At 27.8% G+C, this 18941-nt stretch carries 15 protein-coding genes; 8 read left to right on the top strand and 7 right to left on the bottom strand.

All coding sequences use genetic code 11. The features are described 5' to 3' along the window. Nucleotides 1–15: 15 nt before the first annotated feature. Nucleotides 16–444 (bottom strand): DMT family transporter, encoded by a 429-nt coding sequence (locus tag ACTG45_RS07305; protein ID WP_479920071.1) that lies wholly within the window; start codon nt 442–444, stop codon nt 16–18. A gap of 152 nt (nt 445–596) precedes the next feature. Here ACTG45_RS07305 and ACTG45_RS07300 point away from each other — a divergent pair, with 152 nt between their 5' ends. Both ACTG45_RS07300 and mnmL read left to right on the top strand, forming a co-directional pair. Beyond that, the gene (locus ACTG45_RS07300; RefSeq protein ID WP_479920070.1) at nt 597–1145 is read left to right on the top strand and encodes a DUF308 domain-containing protein; all 549 of its coding nucleotides are present in this window, start codon (nt 597–599) and stop codon (nt 1143–1145) included. Between the two features lie 120 nt (nt 1146–1265). After that, nucleotides 1266–2201 carry a tRNA modification radical SAM protein MnmL/YtqA gene (gene mnmL / locus ACTG45_RS07295; protein WP_479920069.1) on the top strand — a complete coding sequence of 312 codons (936 nt, stop codon included), beginning with the start codon at nt 1266–1268 and terminating at the stop codon, nt 2199–2201. Nucleotides 2202–2436: 235 nt separating this feature from the next. On the opposite strand, the gene ACTG45_RS07290 is transcribed toward mnmL, so the two are convergent. Beyond that, complete coding sequence (locus ACTG45_RS07290; RefSeq protein ID WP_021384148.1) at nt 2437–3381, bottom strand: DMT family transporter; 945 nt, start codon at nt 3379–3381, stop codon at nt 2437–2439. A 324-nt stretch (nt 3382–3705) separates the two neighbouring features. Here ACTG45_RS07290 and ACTG45_RS07285 point away from each other — a divergent pair, with 324 nt between their 5' ends. Next, nucleotides 3706–5148, top strand: coding sequence for a sigma-54 interaction domain-containing protein (locus tag ACTG45_RS07285; RefSeq protein WP_021384122.1), 1443 nt, complete (start codon nt 3706–3708; stop codon nt 5146–5148). Between the two features lie 199 nt (nt 5149–5347). Then, nucleotides 5348–5932: a zinc dependent phospholipase C family protein gene (locus ACTG45_RS07280; protein ID WP_021384154.1), complete on the top strand. Its 585-nt coding sequence runs from the start codon at nt 5348–5350 to the stop codon at nt 5930–5932. Between the two features lie 191 nt (nt 5933–6123). Here the strand turns inward: ACTG45_RS07280 and ACTG45_RS07275 are convergent, their stop codons facing one another. Both ACTG45_RS07275 and ACTG45_RS07270 read right to left on the bottom strand, forming a co-directional pair. After that, the gene (locus tag ACTG45_RS07275) at nt 6124–6903 is read right to left on the bottom strand and encodes an HAD family hydrolase (RefSeq protein WP_021384153.1); all 780 of its coding nucleotides are present in this window, start codon (nt 6901–6903) and stop codon (nt 6124–6126) included. Between the two features lie 69 nt (nt 6904–6972). Continuing rightward, entirely contained in the window at nt 6973–8229 is a 1257-nt protein-coding gene (locus ACTG45_RS07270) for a competence/damage-inducible protein A (RefSeq protein ID WP_021384120.1), read from the bottom strand. A 257-nt stretch (nt 8230–8486) separates the two neighbouring features. Here ACTG45_RS07270 and ACTG45_RS07265 point away from each other — a divergent pair, with 257 nt between their 5' ends. The 4 genes from ACTG45_RS07265 to ACTG45_RS07250 all read left to right on the top strand — a co-directional run bounded on the left by ACTG45_RS07265 (nt 8487) and on the right by ACTG45_RS07250 (nt 13668). Continuing rightward, complete coding sequence (locus tag ACTG45_RS07265) at nt 8487–9386, top strand: D-alanine--D-alanine ligase (protein ID WP_021384129.1); 900 nt, start codon at nt 8487–8489, stop codon at nt 9384–9386. Nucleotides 9387–9409: 23 nt separating this feature from the next. Continuing rightward, complete coding sequence (gene ddlR / locus ACTG45_RS07260; protein WP_479918470.1) at nt 9410–10858, top strand: MocR-like transcriptional regulator DdlR; 1449 nt, start codon at nt 9410–9412, stop codon at nt 10856–10858. Between the two features lie 82 nt (nt 10859–10940). Further along, a complete protein-coding gene (locus tag ACTG45_RS07255; RefSeq protein WP_479918469.1) occupies nt 10941–11723 on the top strand; it encodes a M15 family metallopeptidase in 783 nt (260 codons plus the stop codon). A 25-nt stretch (nt 11724–11748) separates the two neighbouring features. Continuing rightward, entirely contained in the window at nt 11749–13668 is a 1920-nt protein-coding gene (locus tag ACTG45_RS07250; RefSeq protein WP_479920068.1) for an ABC transporter ATP-binding protein, read from the top strand. A gap of 173 nt (nt 13669–13841) precedes the next feature. On the opposite strand, the gene ACTG45_RS07245 is transcribed toward ACTG45_RS07250, so the two are convergent. The 3 genes from ACTG45_RS07245 to ACTG45_RS07235 form a co-directional block, all read right to left on the bottom strand. Beyond that, entirely contained in the window at nt 13842–14189 is a 348-nt protein-coding gene (locus ACTG45_RS07245) for a PqqD family protein (protein ID WP_021384124.1), read from the bottom strand. After that, a complete protein-coding gene (locus tag ACTG45_RS07240; protein ID WP_021384126.1) occupies nt 14176–16104 on the bottom strand; it encodes an OPT family oligopeptide transporter in 1929 nt (642 codons plus the stop codon). Before ACTG45_RS07240 ends, ACTG45_RS07245 begins: the two co-directional genes overlap by 14 nt. A gap of 410 nt (nt 16105–16514) precedes the next feature. Then, nucleotides 16515–18704 carry an amino acid adenylation domain-containing protein gene (locus ACTG45_RS07235; protein WP_021384125.1) on the bottom strand — a complete coding sequence of 730 codons (2190 nt, stop codon included), beginning with the start codon at nt 18702–18704 and terminating at the stop codon, nt 16515–16517. Nucleotides 18705–18941: the final 237 nt, after the last annotated feature.

Raw genomic sequence — 18941 nt, 5'->3', positions numbered from 1 at the left:
TAATACTTTAAATTACTAATTTACTATAAAAAATGTCCCTAATATTAAAAGTATAACACCTATGTACTTGTATAAATGCATTGTTTCTTGTCCTAAAATCACGCTATCAATAAAAAATCCAACTAGAACTTGAGATACAAGTGTTAATATAATTGTATTTGATACACCTAAATTTGGAATTGCTTTTACTGTGAAATATATTATTAGTCCACCAAATATCCCACCTAGTAATAACTTATAGTTAAAACCATTTATAGACACTAGACACTTTAAATCTCCTGTAACTATTATACTTACCAAAAAAAATATCGACCCTACAGTTAAGCTTATAAATGTTGCAACTAATGCTGTTGTACTTTTCCCTAGTTCTCCATTTATAAAGGCTTCAAGTGCAGTAGACCCACCTGCTAATAATGCAAATATTATTGCCCATAATTTTGTCATGGACAAACCTCCTCCTATATAATTCTATTAATAAAAGTTTATGATACAACCTATCAATTAATTACTAAGTATAGTTTAATTTTTATACTTGATGACTTTATTTGAATATAAATTTCTGTTATAATTGTTCTATTGATTTTGGAGGTGATTTTATGTACACAAATTTTAATATTGATTTTAATAACTTTAATAAAAAAGAAAATGCTACTAAGTTTATGTTAATGGGAGTATTACTCATCGTTTTAGGATTATTATGCCTTACATTTAAGACATTAGGGATAAAATTAATTTCTTGGACTTTTGGTATTGCTCTTTTATTCTTTGCATATTTAAATCTAAAAAATATCAATGAATTAAAAAGATACGCTACTAAAGAAGAACTTAAGTCATCTACTAATGTTCAATGGATTTTAGTAATTGCATGTATACTACTTTTTATATTTCCTCAAAAAATACAAAGTATATTTTCATTATTTTTAGGATTTTATTTAATATTTAATCAACTAGTAGCACTTGTAAATAGCAAGAATAATCCATATTCTAAATTTACAACTTGGAATATAATTAAGACTCTATTTGGTGTATGCCTTATATTGTCTCCTCTTTTTTTATCTAGATTTATAGTATCGATAATGTCCTTTTTCATAATATTATTTGGACTAGTTCTACTTTTCTCTGGAAATAATGCAAGAAAATATTAATTATTTTCTTGCATTATTTTTTATATTACTTAAAATAGAATTTGTTTAAGTCATATATTTATGGTAATATGTTTTTTGTACAAATTGAGTGTACAATTTTATTAGAAATAGGTGATTACTTTGGATAAATTTAAATATGCTTTTGATAATAAGAGGTATCATACTTGGAATTATTATCTTAGAAATACTTTTGGAGAAAAAGTTTTTAAGGTATCAATAAATGCAGGGTTTACTTGCCCAAATATTGATGGAAGTATTGGCTATGGCGGATGTACCTATTGTAGCAAGGAAGGTTCTGGTGACTTCGCTGGCAACCCTAAAGATAATCTTATTAGTCAATTTTATAATATAAGAGAAATGATGTTAAAAAAATGGCCTCATGCAAAATATATTGGTTACTTTCAAGCATATACAAATACGTATGCTTCCCTTGAGGTTTTAAAAGAAAAGTATGAGACTATATTAGAACTTGATGATGTCATAGGTCTTTCAATATCAACAAGACCTGACTGTTTGCCAGATGATGTTGTAGAATACTTATCTGAACTAAATAAAAGAACTAACTTATGGGTTGAACTTGGACTTCAAACAATTCATGATTCTACATCTAAAATTATAAATAGAGGACATGATTATAAATCATTTGTTGAAGGTGTTGAAAAATTAAAAGCTAAAAACATAAAGGTTGTTGTACACATTATAAATGGTCTTCCTGGCGAAGATTATAATATGATGATGGAAACTGCAAAGGCTGTTGGTAAAATGGGTGTAGATGGCATAAAAATTCATCTATTACATGTTATAAAAGACACTCCTATGGAAAAGATGCTACAAAATGGCATGCTAACTCTTATGGAACAAGATGAATATATAAATCTAGTATGTGACCAATTAGAAATACTTCCTGAAACTATGATAATCCATAGACTTACTGGTGATGGCAAAAGAGATGAACTAGTTGGTCCTTTATGGAGTCTAAAGAAATGGGAAATTTTAAATCAAATTGATGATACCTTGAAGGCTCGAAATTCTTATCAAGGTTGCAAGTTTTTTTAATTATGTATACTTATTACACATAAAACAATATCAAAAAAATAATAACTATAGAAAGTGTTATGTAAATATAATTCTCTCTATAGTTATTTAGTATTTATAAAACAATATATTAATTTATATAGTATATAGTAAAAAATTTAATTTATATTTCTAAATTAACTACAATTACCTATAATTTTATGTAACATTATTAATTTCAGTATTTTTAAATCTCAATATTTTTAAATCTCTAATTCTAAATACTTTCTGTTTTTTCAATCTGCTTTAACTTGTTGGATTTACAAAACAGTCTTATTCCATCATAAGAAAGATTAAGTGCTACTACTGCTGATATTAGCATCAGCATTACCCCAAATAGCTTCCATAAAGAAAAATTTTCTCCTAATATAGTACAACCAATTATTACAGAACCAACTAGCTCTACTGATGCCACAACACCTGCAACAGATAACTCTACTCCCTTAGATATACCTGCTGCATAAAAAATATATGCAAGTGCTGCTGGTACAATACCTAACATTAGCATACAAGATAGAATATTTAAATCTTTGGCATAATACAATATCTCCCAAGGTCTAGCAGATGGAATCATAAAGATAGCTCCAAATAAGAAACTGTACACTAATATTGTAGAACTTGAAAATTCTTTCAAAGCATTTTTACTAATAGTTGGCATAAGTGCATATGCTATTGCTGATAATATCCCAAGTAAAAGTCCAAAAGCACTTAAATTTTGAAAATCTAAACTTCCACCAGTCACCGCCATAACTGCACCCATAAAACAAAAAATAAGTGAAATTACTTTACTTCTAGTAATACTCTCTTTATAACAGATTTTTGAAAATACTGCTAAGAATAATGGTGAAGTATATAATAAAACTGCTGCTACTGACACACCCACAGTTTCAATTGCTTTAAAATAACATAAGTTAAACATAGCTTGACATATAATACCTATTATTATTGAATATATGATTCCCTTCTTACTTATTTTTAAAATATGTGGTGTCCTTATAGAAGAATATACTCCTAAAACTATAAATCCAAAAAACAATCTTGTAAATGCTACCTGTTCTGATGTTAATCCATTTCCCATTAAAAACTTTCCAAATAATCCAAGTGTAGCCCATAATATTCCTGCTGTTGCTATAAATACATACCCTTTACTTTTTTCTCCCATTTCAAAGTCCCCTCTAATTTTATTTAAGTCAATGCACATAGTTTTTGTTAAGCAAAAATTATGCCACTTTAATCCAATATATATCGACACCAAAAACCTAGTATTTTCAACAACACTGATAAAATTTCAATTTTTTAATATTTGTTTCATATACATTTTAAGTTGATTTAGACTTGTTTTAATTGTAAAATGAGTTATATATAACTTATTTAAAGTTAAAATAGACTGAAACTTATATATTATATAAATATTAAATTTTAATTATATTTAGTAAATTAAACCTATTTTAATATATCATTAAGAATTTAGGAGGATAACAAAAAAATGGATTTGAATTTAGAATTAGATTTGGAGTTTTACCAAAAGATATTAGAAGCCTCTCATGACGAAATATGTGTATCTGATAATAAAGGAATAATCATATATTGCAATAAAGCATTTGAAGAAAATTATGGTCTAAAAAAAGAAGATATTTTAGGAAAAAATGTTTCTTTTTTAGAGGAATCTGGATATTCAACAAAAAGCCCCATACCAGTTGTATTAAAGACAAAGTCTAAATTTTCACTAGAACAAGATACTCAAACAGGAAAAAAGCTCATTATAACTGCTACCCCTATATTTGATGAAAATGGAGACTTAGAATTTACTGTTGAGAATTGTAGAGATATAACTGAACTTAATAATATAAAGAATAAACTTGAAGATACAAAAAAACAAGTAAAAAAATATAAATCTGAAGTGGAAACATTATATAGAACTGCTCTTAGAATTGAAGATACTGTAATTATGGATGGACTGGTTATGAAACCAATCATAAATACAGTAAATCACGTTTCTAAAACAGATGTAAGTGTTCTTCTTTTAGGAGAATCTGGGACAGGGAAAAGTTCACTTGCTAGATATATACATCACAACAGTAATAGAACTAATGGACCATTTATAACTATAAATTGTGCGACTATATCTCCACAACTCCTTGAATCTGAACTTTTTGGATATACTTCAGGTGCTTTTACAGGTGCAAGTACCAAAGGTAAAGTTGGACTTGTAGAATTGGCTGATGGAGGAACTCTTTTCTTAGATGAAATAGGAGATATACCACAAAATTTACAGGCAAAATTTTTGCAATTAATACAAGATAAAACTTTTACTCCAGTTGGAAGTTTAAAAAATAAAAAAGTCGATATAAGAATTATATCTGCTACAAATGCTGATTTAATTTCAAAAGTAAAAGAAAAGAAATTTAGAGAAGATTTGTATTATAGATTAAATGTTATAGAAATAAAATTGCCTCCTCTTAGAGAAAGAAGAGATAATCTAGTAGAGATTATAAAATATTATTTTAATAGGTATTCAAGTGACTTTAATCTAAATAAAACTATTTCCAAAGATGCCATAGATATTATTGCAAATTATAGATTCCCAGGTAATATAAGAGAATTACAAAATATAATTCAAAAAATCTTACTTACCTGCACAGATAATCATATAACAATAGATGATTTACCACATATCCTTACAAGAAATGTAAATATTGACATTAATGAAAATAAAATGAATATATCTGACATTAATAAAATTATAAAGTCTAATTCAATATCCATTGATTATAAGAATAAAAATTTTGATACCTTAATTATGGAGTATGAAAAAAATATAATTTTGGATAGTTATGAAAAATTTGGAAGTTCTTATAAAGTAGCTAAACACCTTGAAATTTCACAGTCTAAAGCTAGTAGGTTAATTAGAAAGTATACTAATACTTAATTTTAAATTTGATAAATAAAAACTTAACACTATTTACATATTGTAAATTTGGCCATTTACTGGTATTATGAATATGGTTGAAATTATTTAAATAAATATGATTGACTTAGTTTCATATATTTACCATTAAACTTTTATCATAAATATCATATCATAATAATATATTTAATAAGTCTAACAAACTATACGAGGTGTAAATATGTTAATGAATACTCATTTTATTATGGCAAAATCAATACTTGATAATATAGATGAAAATAAAACATTCTTTATAAGTGAAAAAAACTTTATATACGGTAATATAAAACCAGATGCTTTTTCTAAATATAAATTAAAAAAACATTATTTAGATGAATCATTTAATATGATTCTTTCTAAGATAAACTATTTGTGCAGTCTTAATATAGATAGTCTTTCTAAATATTTTTCAGTAAGCAGACTTAGCCAAGAGTTAGGAGTTATATGTCACTTTCTGTGCGATTTTTTCTGTGTAGCTCATAGTGAACGCTGGGAATTTAAGCATAGTTTAAATAAACATGTCACTTATGAAAGAGAACTTGGATCATTCGCAAAAGATGTTGATTTGTCTAAAATTAAAGGTACTACTATAAATAACGGTTTTGAGAAATTTTTTACTAAACTTTATAATGAATATAAAAAGAAAACTGATTATATGAATGATTTAAAGTTTTCAGCTTATACATGTAATAGCGTTATAAATTATATATTAGATGCTATTTTATCTAATACAATAAAATCATATCACATAGCAAATTGTGGTTAATTTAAGAACTTTTAAACTTATAATTAAGTATAATCAAAATGACTGTTCTATAGAATATAAAAGATAATTTTATAATTCTTTAGAACAGTCATTTTTTATATTAAATAAACAAATCTCTAAAATTGATTACTTAATAGATTTGTAGAAAAATATAACTCATTAATTTTTTATTAACTATATAAATCTTGTATTTAACTATTTATCTCCATTATAACATCAATAGCACTTTTCACACTATCCACTATATAATTTGCACTTTGTTTTACTTCTTCCCTCGCTTTGGACATTGCAAAACTGTATTTAAATCCTTCCAACATGCAAATATCATTTGGAGAATCTCCAATAGTAGCAACCTCATCTGGGCTTACATTTAAAGTTTTTATTACATGTTCTATACTTCCTCTTTTTGATACACTTTTAGGCACTATATTTAAAGTATATGTTCCAGAAAAATATATTTCTAATACTTCACTGAACTCACTTTTTAGATACAATTCTATTCTAGATAACTCTTCTAAATTTTCAGAGCATACCCCTATATTTCCTATAAGATTATCAAAACTACTTCTTTTCTCAAAATCAGGGTCAACTATAAAATCACTAGAATAGTGTCTAAAGGCAGTCGTATCACTACCTACGATTACATCACCCTTATACTTAAAGTACAATTGTGCATCACTTGACTCAAATCTATCAATAACTTTTCTCACTAGATTATCGTCTATAGTTCTTTTAAAAATTACATTATAATCTTTATCATGTATAAATGAACCATTTTCACATATATAGTATCCATTCATATCTAAATTGCCTTTGATAATATTACGAGCCTGTTTAAATATTCTACCTGTAGCAACATTAAACTGCACTCCCTTTTTTTCTACTTCTTCAATTGCTGATATATCTTCTTTTGTTATAGTTCCATTTTCGTATAGAGTTCCATCTAAATCACAAAATATATGTTTTATCATAAATTAAAAGCCTCCAAAAATGATTTTATATTATACTAATGCTTTAAATATATCCAGTATCATAATAATTTAAAGCTTTTCCAATTGTATTCTCAATTCATTAAGTAAATCTCTAGTAGCTCTTAATCTTATCTTTCTTCTATCCCCATTAAATATATTTTTTTTCACTACTGTTTTCCCATTTATATATATTGCAGTATAAACCAATCCCACAGGCTTTTCCTCAGTTCCTCCGCCAGGTCCAGCTACTCCAGTTGTAGATATACCTATATTAGCTTCAAGCCCTTTAGCAACGCCCTCAGCCATTTCTATTGCTGTTTGCTCACTTACTGCTCCAAATTCTTCTAAAGTTTCTCTTTTTACTCCTAATCTTTTCATTTTAGCCTCATTAGAATATGTTACACAACCTTCAAGAAACACAGAAGATATTCCTGAATAGTTTATAAGAGATGAAGAAACTAAACCTCCAGTACAAGATTCAGCTACTGCTATTGTTAAGTTTTTTTCTACAAGAAGTTTAGCAACAGCATCTTCTAACACAGTTTCTCCTTCAGACACTGAAATATCACCTTCAGTATATACATATTTACCAACTCTATTTTTTATTTCTTCTTCCACTGGTTTTATTAATTCAAAAGCATCTTTTTCATTTTTAGCTTTTGCAGTTATTCTTATTGTAACTTCTAACTCCTTTGCATATAAAGCAACTGTTGGATTGGTTTGTTCATTGATTATATCGAGAATTTCTAATTCCAGATTTGACTCCCCTATTCCATATAGTCTTAAAGTCTTAGATACTAACATTTCATTTGTAAATTGTTGTAAGTAAGGTTTGACACTCTCATTAAACATAGCTTTCATTTCTCTTGGTGGTCCAGGTAACACTATTATACTTTTATCATTTTTCTTTAAAATTGCTCCTGGAGCTGTACCATTATTATTTTTCAGTACTATAGCATCTTTTGGAAAGTATACTTGTTTCATATTGTTTTCAGCCATTTTTTTTCCTGTTTTAACGAAAAAAGATTCCAAAACTTCTAATGATGGTTTATGTAATTCTAGTTCCTGACCAAAGTATTCTGCTGCAGTTTCTTTTGTCATATCATCACCAGTTGGTCCAAGACCACCTGTAGTAATTACTAAATCACTTCTCTTTAAACTTTCATCAAAACATTCTAAGAGTCTTTGTTTGTTGTCCCCAACCGTACTCTGATGGTATACTTCTATTCCCAATGATGCAAGTTCCTTAGCCAAAAATTGAGAATTTGTATTTACTATATCACCTAATAATATTTCTGTCCCTACACTTATTATTTCAGCTTTCAAAATTTATCACTCCTTGATTTATAGCCATTAAGACTAGTCTTAAGTTCATAACAATAATTTTAGCAAAAATAATAACATAAATAAAGTTAAAAAATCATTTAAATTTATCTTTAAATTAGATTATTACTCCAAAACCACACATGATACAAACTTCATATATAGTGGTACTTTCATCATCAACTCTTAATTCATATAATTAAGTAAGTAAATAAAAAATTTAATTTAAAATAATAAAAATCAAAATAGGAGTGTATAATATGAAAATAGCAGTTATAATGGGTGGAATATCATCAGAGAGAGAAGTTTCTTTAAACTCAGGAAAAGAGATATATAATAATCTTGATAAAAATAAATACGATGTTGTAAAAGTAATAATAGATGATAAAAAAGATATATTTACAAAGATACCAGAAGATGTAGATTTTGCAATACTTGCCCTGCATGGGAAGTTTGGTGAAGATGGATGTATTCAATCAATACTTGAAACTATGGATATACCATATTCTGGATGTGGACCTCTTTGCAGTGGAATGTGTATGGATAAAAATATAACTAAAAAAATGCTTAGAGATTCAAACCTTCCTACTGCTCCATGGGCTTTAGTAAAATCAGTTGATGCGATAGATTATGATGAAATAGATAAGATAGGTTATCCAGTATTTATAAAACCAAATTCAGGAGGTTCAAGTGTAGCAACATTCTTTATTCATTCTAAAGATGAAGTTGAAGAAGCAGTTCGCAAAGGACTAGAAGTGGATGAATTTGTAATGATTGAAAAATATATACCAGGTGTAGAATATACTTCATTTATACTAAATGGAGAAGTATTCCCTACAATATCTATAAAATCTGATTCAGGCTTCTTTGATTATGAAGCTAAATACTCAGTTGAAAAAGGAGCAAAAGAAGAAGTTGTTTATTTAGAAGAAGAACTTCAAAAAAGAGTAAATGAAATTTCTGAGACTTGTTGGGAAATTTTTAATTGCAAAGCATATGTAAGAGTTGATATGATTATAAGTGAAGGTATTCCATATGTTCTTGAACTAAATACTCTTCCTGGCATGACTCAAACTAGTTTAATTCCTAGAAGTGCAGCTGCTAGAGGTATTAAGTATAGCGAGCTATTAGATAAACTTATAGAATACTCTTTAAATTAGATAAAATAATTTGAGGTGGTAATTTGATATTTTCAAATCTAAAATTAAATGATAACGAACCAATTTATATACAAATTAAAAATTATATAAGTGATATGATATCAAAAGGATTAATTCCAGACAATAGTAAGCTCCCTTCTACAAGGGAGCTTAGTCAGCTTTTACAAGTTAGTAGAAATTCTGTAGTCTTAACCTACGAAGAATTAAAATCAGAAGGTCTAATCTACTCTATTTCAGGGAAAGGTACATTTGTTAAATCAAAGAATAAATCGTCAAATACTACATGGTCTTTGAACTGGGACTGTTTAGAGAATACATACTCCAAAAAAGCTAATGAATTGGATATTATAAAAAGTGAGATTCCTTGGAGCTCTGATTTAATCTCATTTAAAAGTATCTCTCCAGATGGAGATTTATTTGATATGGAAGAATTCAAAAAATCTTTTCTAAATAGAATATCTTTAGAAGGTCACAAATTGCTCAATTATGGATATGCACAAGGTTACAAACCCCTTATTGATTATTTGCTAAAATATATGACAAACAAGGGAGTTGATATTAATAATAAAGATATACTAGTCACAAATGGGTTTACAGAAGCCTTTGACATCATTATGTCATCTTTTACTCAAGAAAAAGATTACATAATATGTGAAAACCCAACCCATAATACTGCTATAAAAATTATGAAATCACATAACCTCAACATCTTAGGTGTAGACATACATGAAGATGGTTTAGATTTTAATATGTTAGAAAATCGTCTAATCGAGTATAAAAATAAAATAAAGTTTGCATATATTACACCTTCTTATCACAATCCTACAGGGATTGTAATGACTCCTGAAAATAGGTACAAATTCTATAATCTTATGAAAAAATATAACATAGCAATTGTAGAAGATGGCTTTAACGAGGAATTGCTCTACAATAGTTCTCATATATTTCCTATATGTTCTCTTGATAATATGAATAATGGTGTTGTATATATTGGTAGTTTTTCAAAAATTTTATTTCCTGGAATGAGAATTGGATGGATATTTGCAGATAAAAAAGTAATAGATAAATTAGAAAGTGTGAAAAGATGCAGAAATATACATGTATCCTTTTTGGATCAAGGAATTTTATTTGATTATTTGAGCAATGGAGGTTTTGAGAAATACATTAAGAAAATACGTAAGTTCTATGGAGATAAATTTAACTTTGCATATGAATGTATAAAAAAATATATAAACACAGAATACATCTTAGGTGATGGTGGTTTGCATATATTTATAAAACTAAAAAACATAGATACTAGAAAACTCTTGGAAAAATGTTATGAAAAAAATGTTATATTCATGCCTGGAGATTTATTCTTTACAGACAATTCTGGTTCTGACACTTTAAGGCTTGGATTTTCTAGGTTATCTTTTAAAGATATTGAAATTGGAATAAAAATAATTGGAGAAACTGTAAATGAAATGTCCTAGGTTAACTAAATATTGTTAGCCTAGTTTATTTTTATGATGTATAATATATATAGTTTATATGAATCTAACACTGGGGGATAATATGAGTAAAAAGTCAAAACGAAAAAAGATTAATAAATTAAAACTAACAATTGTAATAACTGTATTATTTCTTGCCTTATTATCTATATATGAGATACTTTTCTCTAGCCCCAATAAAAAAGATAATGTAAATAGTCAAGAAACTATGCAGAATAAAAACAATACAACAGATGGTTCTAAAAATAATCAAAGCTCTAATAAAAAGCAGGAAGATAACAATATTAAACCTACTTTTTCATATTCTTCAATACCAGATAATATAAAAAGTAAAATGATTGGTAAATCTATGCCTTCTGATGAACCTATAAGCTTTGATAGCATATCTTATTTAAAACTTACATACTATGGATTCGATGAAAAAACTCATCAAGGAGAAATGATAGTAAGTAGTGAACTAGCTCCAGAAGTTGTGGATATTTTTAAGGAATTATATGAAAAAAAATATCCAATTGAAAAAATTAAACTAATAGATGATTATGACGCTATAGATGAAAAATCTATGTCTGATAATAATACCTCGTCATTTTGTTATAGAACTGTAGCTGGTACAGATGTCGTTTCAAACCATGGTAAAGGACGTGCTATAGATATAAATCCATTGCAGAACCCTCAAGTTTCTGGAGATAATGTTAGTCCTAAAGTAAGCACAGTCTATGCTGATAGGTCTACTTCGAAACTTGGAATGATAAAAAAAGGTGATGATTGTTATAATGCTTTTGTAAGCAGAGGTTGGAGTTGGGGTGGATATTGGAAAAACCCAGACTATCAACATTTTGAAAAATAATAGATTAGAAATAAAGGTGAATTATATGAATTTAATGACATTGGAAAACATAAGTAAAAGTTATTCCGAAAAAAAATTACTTGAAAATATATCTCTTGGAATCAATGATGGTGAAAAAATAGGACTTATTGGTGTAAACGGAACTGGTAAATCTACTTTGCTTAAGATTATTGCAGGAGTTGAAGAAAGTGAAACTGGTAATATAACAAAAACTAATGGTATTAGAATAGAATATCTACCTCAAAACCCAACTTATAATGAAAGTTCAACTGTACTTGAACAAGTATTTAATGGGACTTCAGAGGAATTAAAACTACTTGGTGAATATCAAGAAATCTTAGAAAGACTTAATTCAAACTTTACAGATGAATTGAATAAAAAATTATTATCAATACACGAAAAAATAGATGCTTTAAATCTTTGGGATTTGGAAAGTGAAGCCAAGTCAGTACTTACGAAACTTGGTATAAATGACTTTAATCAAAAAATAGAAGAACTTTCTGGAGGCCAAAGAAAGAGAGTTTCTTTAGCATCAGCCCTTATTACTCCTTGTGAGCTTTTAATACTAGATGAGCCTACTAACCATCTAGATAATGATACGATAGATTGGCTTGAAGAATATCTCAATTCAAGAAAAGGTTCACTACTTATGATAACTCATGATAGATACTTTTTGGACCGTGTTACAAATAGAATAATTGAGCTAGATAAGGGTAGATTATTTAGTTATGATGGTAATTATTCAATATTTCTAGAAAAGAAAATGGAAAGACTTGCACTAGAAGCAAGTATTGAAGATAAAAGACAAAATTTAATTAGAACAGAACTTGCTTGGGTTAGACGAGGAGCTCAAGCTCGTAGTACCAAACAAAAAGCTCGTTTACAAAGATTCGATGAACTCACAAACAGAGAAGCTTTCAAACCTGATGAAAATCTCGATATATCTGTTGCATCAAGTAGACTTGGGAATAAAATAATAGAAATACACAATATATCCAAAGCTTTTGAAGGTAATACAGTTATAGATAACTTAGAATATACTTTAGCTCGTACTGATAGAATTGGTATAATAGGAAAAAATGGTATGGGTAAATCGACCCTTATAAACATAATCAATGGAGATATAGAACCTGATAATGGATATATTTCAATTGGAGAAACGGTTAAAATAGGTTGTTTTTCTCAAGATGACTCTCATATGAATATTGATATGAGAGCTATAGACTATGTAAAAGAAGCTAGTGACTATATAGAGACTTCAGATGGTACTAGAATTACAGCTTCTCAGATGTGTGAAAGATTCCTTTTTAATGGTACTATGCAGTATACTTTGATAGGTAAATTATCTGGTGGTGAAAGAAGAAGACTGCACCTTCTTAGAATCCTTATGACAGCTCCTAATGTACTTCTGTTAGATGAGCCTACAAATGATTTAGATATTGAGACACTTAAAATCTTAGAAGAATATCTTGATGAATTTAGAGGTGTAGTAGTTACAGTATCACATGATAGATACTTCTTAGATAGAATTTGTAATAAAATATTTGCATATGAAGGAAATGGAAAAATCCATGTATATACAGGTAATTATAGCGACTATCTTATTTATAGAGAGATTCAAGGAATTGAGTTTGAAGAATCTAAAAAAGAATCAATTAAAAAAGATGACTCTACTACTTCAAAAAAAGAAAAACCTAAAAATGATAAAAAACTTAAATTCTCATATAATGAGCAAAGGGAATTTGAAAATATTGAATCAGACATAGAAAAACTTGAATCTAAAATTGCAACACTTGATGAAAGTACTTCAAAATTTTCAACTGATTTTACCAAACTTCAAGAAATTTTAGATGAAAAATCAAGACTAGAAAAGGAACTTGAACATAAATATGAAAGATGGGAATATCTAAATAATCTAGCTGATGAAATAGCTAATAATAAATAATACTATTCTAATATTAAGTTTAATAAGTTCTAATTTAAATTTGTAGGTTTTAATATATATTTTCATCATTTCAACAGTAAAAAAGAGGCTTATCTCTATTTTGAGATAGCCTCTTTTATAATTATCTTCTAACTTTTACATTCCGATATATCCTATAATAATTTTACTTATATTTATATATCCAGTCTTTCAACATAATGACAATTAACTTCAATATGATTTAAAAAAACTAACAATCTTTCGTAAAGTGGATGAGATTCTTCTCCATATTTAGCTTCTAGGTTTTCACCTATTGCTCTAACAGTTCTCTGACCATCAATTTGTAAAAACACGAAACTAGAATATTCATCCAGTTCTATTTTTTTATATTTAGGTATTCTAGCTTTTAACTTTCTAAAAAACCTTTGGATTTTATGGTCTTGTTTTTCAAGTATCGTTACAATACTATTTTCATCTACTTCATATTCAAGTCCATTAGTAATTTTAAATACAATATCTAAAACATCATTACTCTTGCTCATTGTTTTTTACTTTAGATAAAACAATAGGTAACGCTGTAAGTACAACTAAAACTACCAATAAAGCAATTGCCATTGAATTTGTTGCAGCAAATCCACTTGGTACTTTTGGAGTTATAACTCCAGTTACTTGTAATATTATACCTATTAAACCAATGATAGAACCACCAGCAACAAGACCAGAAGATAAACTTATACCATTAGAAACTTTAACTTCTTTTTCTTTGTCAGTTTTAGATACTAACTCAACAAATAAACGGATTAATGCTCCAACTAATATTATAGAAGTAGTTGCTATTGGTAAATAGAATCCTATAGCTATAGTCATTATTGGTAAGTTTAATGCATATAAAACAATTGCCATAAATACTCCAACAATAATCATAACCCAAGGTAAACTACCTGACATAATACCAGAAGTTAATGTTGACATTAAGTTAGCTTGTGGTAATGCAAATTGTACATTATCACCAGTTGCTCTAAGTTGGTCAGAAAGTAATAAAATTACTCCAACAACAACTATAACACCAACTATACTTGCAATTGTAAAGTAACGTTGCATTTCATTTTTGCTACCACCAATGATATAAGTTACTTTTTGAGATTGAGTATAACCTCCAGCTATAGCAATAGCAACAACTATAAATGAACCAAATAAAAGTAATGATTTATTAGCTTCTAAATCAGTCCAGCCCATTATAACAAATACTAATGTTACAATAACTAGAGAAGCAATAGTCATACCAGAAACTGGAAGATTTGATGTTCCTATTGTTCCTGTTAAACGTCCTGCTACTATAACAAATAATAAAGATAATAAAAGAGATATGATAGCTCCAATAATTGCCATAGCAATATTACCAGAAATTAAGAACGCTGCTAAGAATCCAACAACTACTCCACCTAATAAAAGTATCATTTGTATAGATGAACCTTCTTCTCCTTCTCCAGTACTTGATTTAGCTTTAAGTGTTTCTTTTATAGAAGCGATTATAGTTGGTATAAGTTTTATTGCACCAATAATACCACCACAAAGCATCATACCAGCACCTATATATTTTACATAACTACTAGATATAGCTCCTACATCCATTTGGTTAAGAGGCATCGCAGGATTATTCCATACCATAGCTCCATCTCTAGCCATATCTGTAAAATATCCTATTAAAGGTGCGATACCAAAGTTTGATAATATACTTCCTGCAAACATTGTTAAAGAAACTTCAAGACCTACTATAAATCCAATTCCTAAAAGTAGAGGATTTACTTCGATATCAAATTTCCATTTGTAGAACTTACTTCCTACAAGACTCATTACATTGTTTGCTACATTTAAGAATGAACCAGTTAATACAGTAATAAATCCACTTATTACAAATCCTATTCCCATGTACTTAATTGAATCTCCACCAGCTTCTGAAGCAACAAGTGTCTCAGATATAGCCATTGATTCTGGGTACATAAGTTTACCATGCTCTTCAACTATTAGATAGTTGTGAACTATAGCAGCAACTCCTATACCAAATAAAACTCCACCAACTCCAACAGCTAAGCCTTCGAAAAATGTAATTTGGCTTCCAATTAAGATAACTGCTGGTAATACGAAAATGAATCCACTTGCAACAGATTCTCCACCACTTGACATACCTTGGATTAAATTCTTACCAAGAATACCCTTCTGACGAGCAAATGCTCCGACAAAAGCAGAACCTATTATAGCTCCTGGAATACCCGCTGCAACAGTAAGACCAGCTTTCATTCCAGAATAAGTTGTAGATGCGGCAAAAATGGCAGCTAAAATGATACCGATAATCAGTACAGCTACATTTCCACCGGTTCTGGACTTATCTGTGATGTATGGAACGTAATCTTTTCCACTAACTTCACCATAAGCACCCTTAGGTAATTTTTTGTTCATAAAATTTTCACCCCTTTTCAGTTTGTATATATTATAACATATATACATATAAAACTTAACTTTTTATTATTTTACAAATAGCGAGTTAAAATTACTAAAATTTAACCCCATATTATTATTTTCTACTTTTAGATATTTTTATGCTAATATTCTTTTTATTTTTCAATTATACTAAAAAGTATTAAGATAAAAAGTAAAAAAATTTTTTAATGTAAAATTAAATTTGTTAGAAAAACACTTTAAAACACGTAAAAGTATAAAAAATACAATAATCATTCTTATAAACAAATTTTCATCACAGTAAAAATGTACAGAAAATTCTTTCTTTTGTGTCAATTGATTATTTCTAAAAAACAGGTGTCATAAAGAAATTTCTGAAATCACTTTACAACACCTGACATAATAAAAAATCACTCTGGTAGTGCTTTTTTATTTACTTTTCCGATTGGTGTAACTGGTATTTTATCTATCCTCATTATTATTGTTGGAATCATATATGGTGGTAGATGCTCATTTAAATATTCTCTAACTGCTCTTTCATTTACCTTATCACTATCTTTATCATCAATCACATAATAAGCACATATATACATATCTCCATCATCATTTGTTCTTGATATACAAACAACACTTTTAATTTCTGCAATATTGTTTATTATATTTTCAATCTCATATAGCTCTATCCTAAACTCATCAATTTTTACTTGATTATCCATCCTTCCAATATAATCTAGATTTCCATCATCTAACCATCTTACTAAGTCTCCAGTCCTATACATTAATTTATTATATTCACAAGTTTTATAAGGATTTTCCACAAATACTTGCTCTGTAAGCCCTTTTTTATTTAAATAACCTCTTGATATTTGAATTCCTGATAGACATAGCTCTCCTGGAACTCCAATTGGACATAGTTTATTCTTTTTATCTAATACATATGCATAAGTGTTAAATATAGGTTTACCTATTGGTATTTTTCCATATTCCTTATCCACATGAAAAGAAGTCGATACGACAGTAAATTCTGTTGGTCCATACTCATTATATAATTCATAGTTACGTTTTCTATATCCCTTTAATCTTTCTCCTCCAGTCTGTACAACTCTAAGTGAGCTATTGGTACAATTTTGTATAAATAATTTTGCAAACGCTGTTGGTAATGCTAAGATAGTTATATCATTTTCCTCACAATATTCATTTACTGTATATTCATCAAATTTAGCTTCCTCAGGCATAATGTTTATTGATGCACCTATAAGCAAATATGGAAATAGCTGTTTCATTACAGCATCAAAGCTAAAACTTAAGTATATACCACATATATCATCTTCTACAGCCTTTATTACTTTTACACTATAATAGCACATGTTTACTAGACTCTTGTGCTCTATAGCTATAGTTTTTGGTCTACCAGTTGAACCTGATGTAGATATTGTATATGCACAGTTTGATGGTGTTATTTTTTCAGTCAATTCATATCCAACTTTGAATATATCTTCATTATTTATATCAAGTACGATTGTATTTTCATTTACAACCTTGCAGCTAAGTTCATCTGTAGTTATTACTACTTTTGCATTACTATCTTCAAGAAGATAATTTAATCTTTCTTCTGGATTATTTGTATCTATTGGGAAAAAAGCTCCACCTGATTTCATAATCCCTATAGCTGTAATAATTATATTAATATCTCTTGGTAACATTACAGCTACTATATCTTCACTTTTTACTCCTATATGATTTAAATAACCTGCAAGTTTATCAGTTAACTCATCTAGTTCTCTATATGTTAAATTTCTATTTTCATCTCTAGCTGCTATATTATCAGGTGTTGTTTTAGCTTGTTCTCTAAATAAATCAATATAACTTTTATCATATGGCACTTTATATTGATTATCATTAAAGTCTTCCAATAATACTTTTTCTTCTTTTTTACATACAAATTCTAAATCTTCTATTAAAATATCGTTATCTTTTATTATTTGTTCTATTATATAGTCAAATTGATTTAGTATTCTTCTAATAGTTTCTCTTTTGTATATAGATGGTTTATACTTTATTTTTATTTTAAGTGCTCTCTTTGTATATACTATTACAGATAAATCATATCCTTTTTTTTCTATGTCATAGTCATATGATAAATCAAAACTTTTGGCTACAAATATGGTATTTATAAGTTTAGTATTTAGATGATTTTTATTCTCTATATCCGATAACAAATAATACCCATATTCTAAAGACCTACTCCATTGTCTTTTTAACTTTCTTACAACATCTATAAATTTCTCACTTTGTCTAACCTTTACTCTTATTGGAATTATATTTATTGTTTTTCCAAAAACTACATCATCTTCATATATATACTTTTGAAGTATAAGACCATATATAGTTTCTATAATAGAACTTATGCTAATATTATTATGTTTAGAATACTGAATTAATCTTTCATGTTTTTCGATATTCATCTTAAAAACTTCGTCTAATACTTCATCAGAGCAGTCTTTATAAAAAAAATCATTTGGAATTTTTGCTATATTTGTATAATCATCTAACAAATCCATCCAATAATTCATAGCTCGTTCTAAATTAACTTCATACATATCAAAATTCCCCCTTACTACTAAATCTATAGAAAAAATTCTTTTGGAATTTTATTTTTGCAATATAGAAATATATTAATAATACATATGCAAGCTCTAAACACATGAGCTTGCATAAAATTATATCTATTCTTATAACTACTAAATTCTTAATATTTACAATGTTTAAAATATATTATAACACAGATATGATTTTATTTTTCTACATTTATATAATATATAAATTATAAATAGTTA

Source organism: Clostridioides sp. LIBA-7602, assembly GCF_056688945.1.
Note: the sequence above shows the minus strand (reverse complement) of the source record. Positions and strands in the feature narration are given on the sequence as shown.

Bases quoted from the DNA above. Each gene is read 5' to 3' on its own strand.
- ACTG45_RS07305 (WP_479920071.1), bottom strand. From the start codon at position 444: ATGACAAAATTATGGGCAATAATATTTGCATTATTAGCAGGTGGGTCT.
- ACTG45_RS07300 (WP_479920070.1), top strand. From the start codon at position 597: ATGTACACAAATTTTAATATTGATTTTAATAACTTTAATAAAAAAGAA.
- ACTG45_RS07290 (WP_021384148.1), bottom strand. From the start codon at position 3,381: ATGGGAGAAAAAAGTAAAGGGTATGTATTTATAGCAACAGCAGGAATA.
- ACTG45_RS07285 (WP_021384122.1), top strand. From the start codon at position 3,706: ATGGATTTGAATTTAGAATTAGATTTGGAGTTTTACCAAAAGATATTA.
- ACTG45_RS07280 (WP_021384154.1), top strand. From the start codon at position 5,348: ATGTTAATGAATACTCATTTTATTATGGCAAAATCAATACTTGATAAT.
- ACTG45_RS07275 (WP_021384153.1), bottom strand. From the start codon at position 6,903: ATGATAAAACATATATTTTGTGATTTAGATGGAACTCTATACGAAAAT.
- ACTG45_RS07265 (WP_021384129.1), top strand. From the start codon at position 8,487: ATGAAAATAGCAGTTATAATGGGTGGAATATCATCAGAGAGAGAAGTT.
- ACTG45_RS07255 (WP_479918469.1), top strand. From the start codon at position 10,941: ATGAGTAAAAAGTCAAAACGAAAAAAGATTAATAAATTAAAACTAACA.
- ACTG45_RS07250 (WP_479920068.1), top strand. From the start codon at position 11,749: ATGAATTTAATGACATTGGAAAACATAAGTAAAAGTTATTCCGAAAAA.
- ACTG45_RS07245 (WP_021384124.1), bottom strand. From the start codon at position 14,189: ATGAGCAAGAGTAATGATGTTTTAGATATTGTATTTAAAATTACTAAT.
- ACTG45_RS07240 (WP_021384126.1), bottom strand. From the start codon at position 16,104: ATGAACAAAAAATTACCTAAGGGTGCTTATGGTGAAGTTAGTGGAAAA.
- ACTG45_RS07235 (WP_021384125.1), bottom strand. From the start codon at position 18,704: ATGTATGAAGTTAATTTAGAACGAGCTATGAATTATTGGATGGATTTG.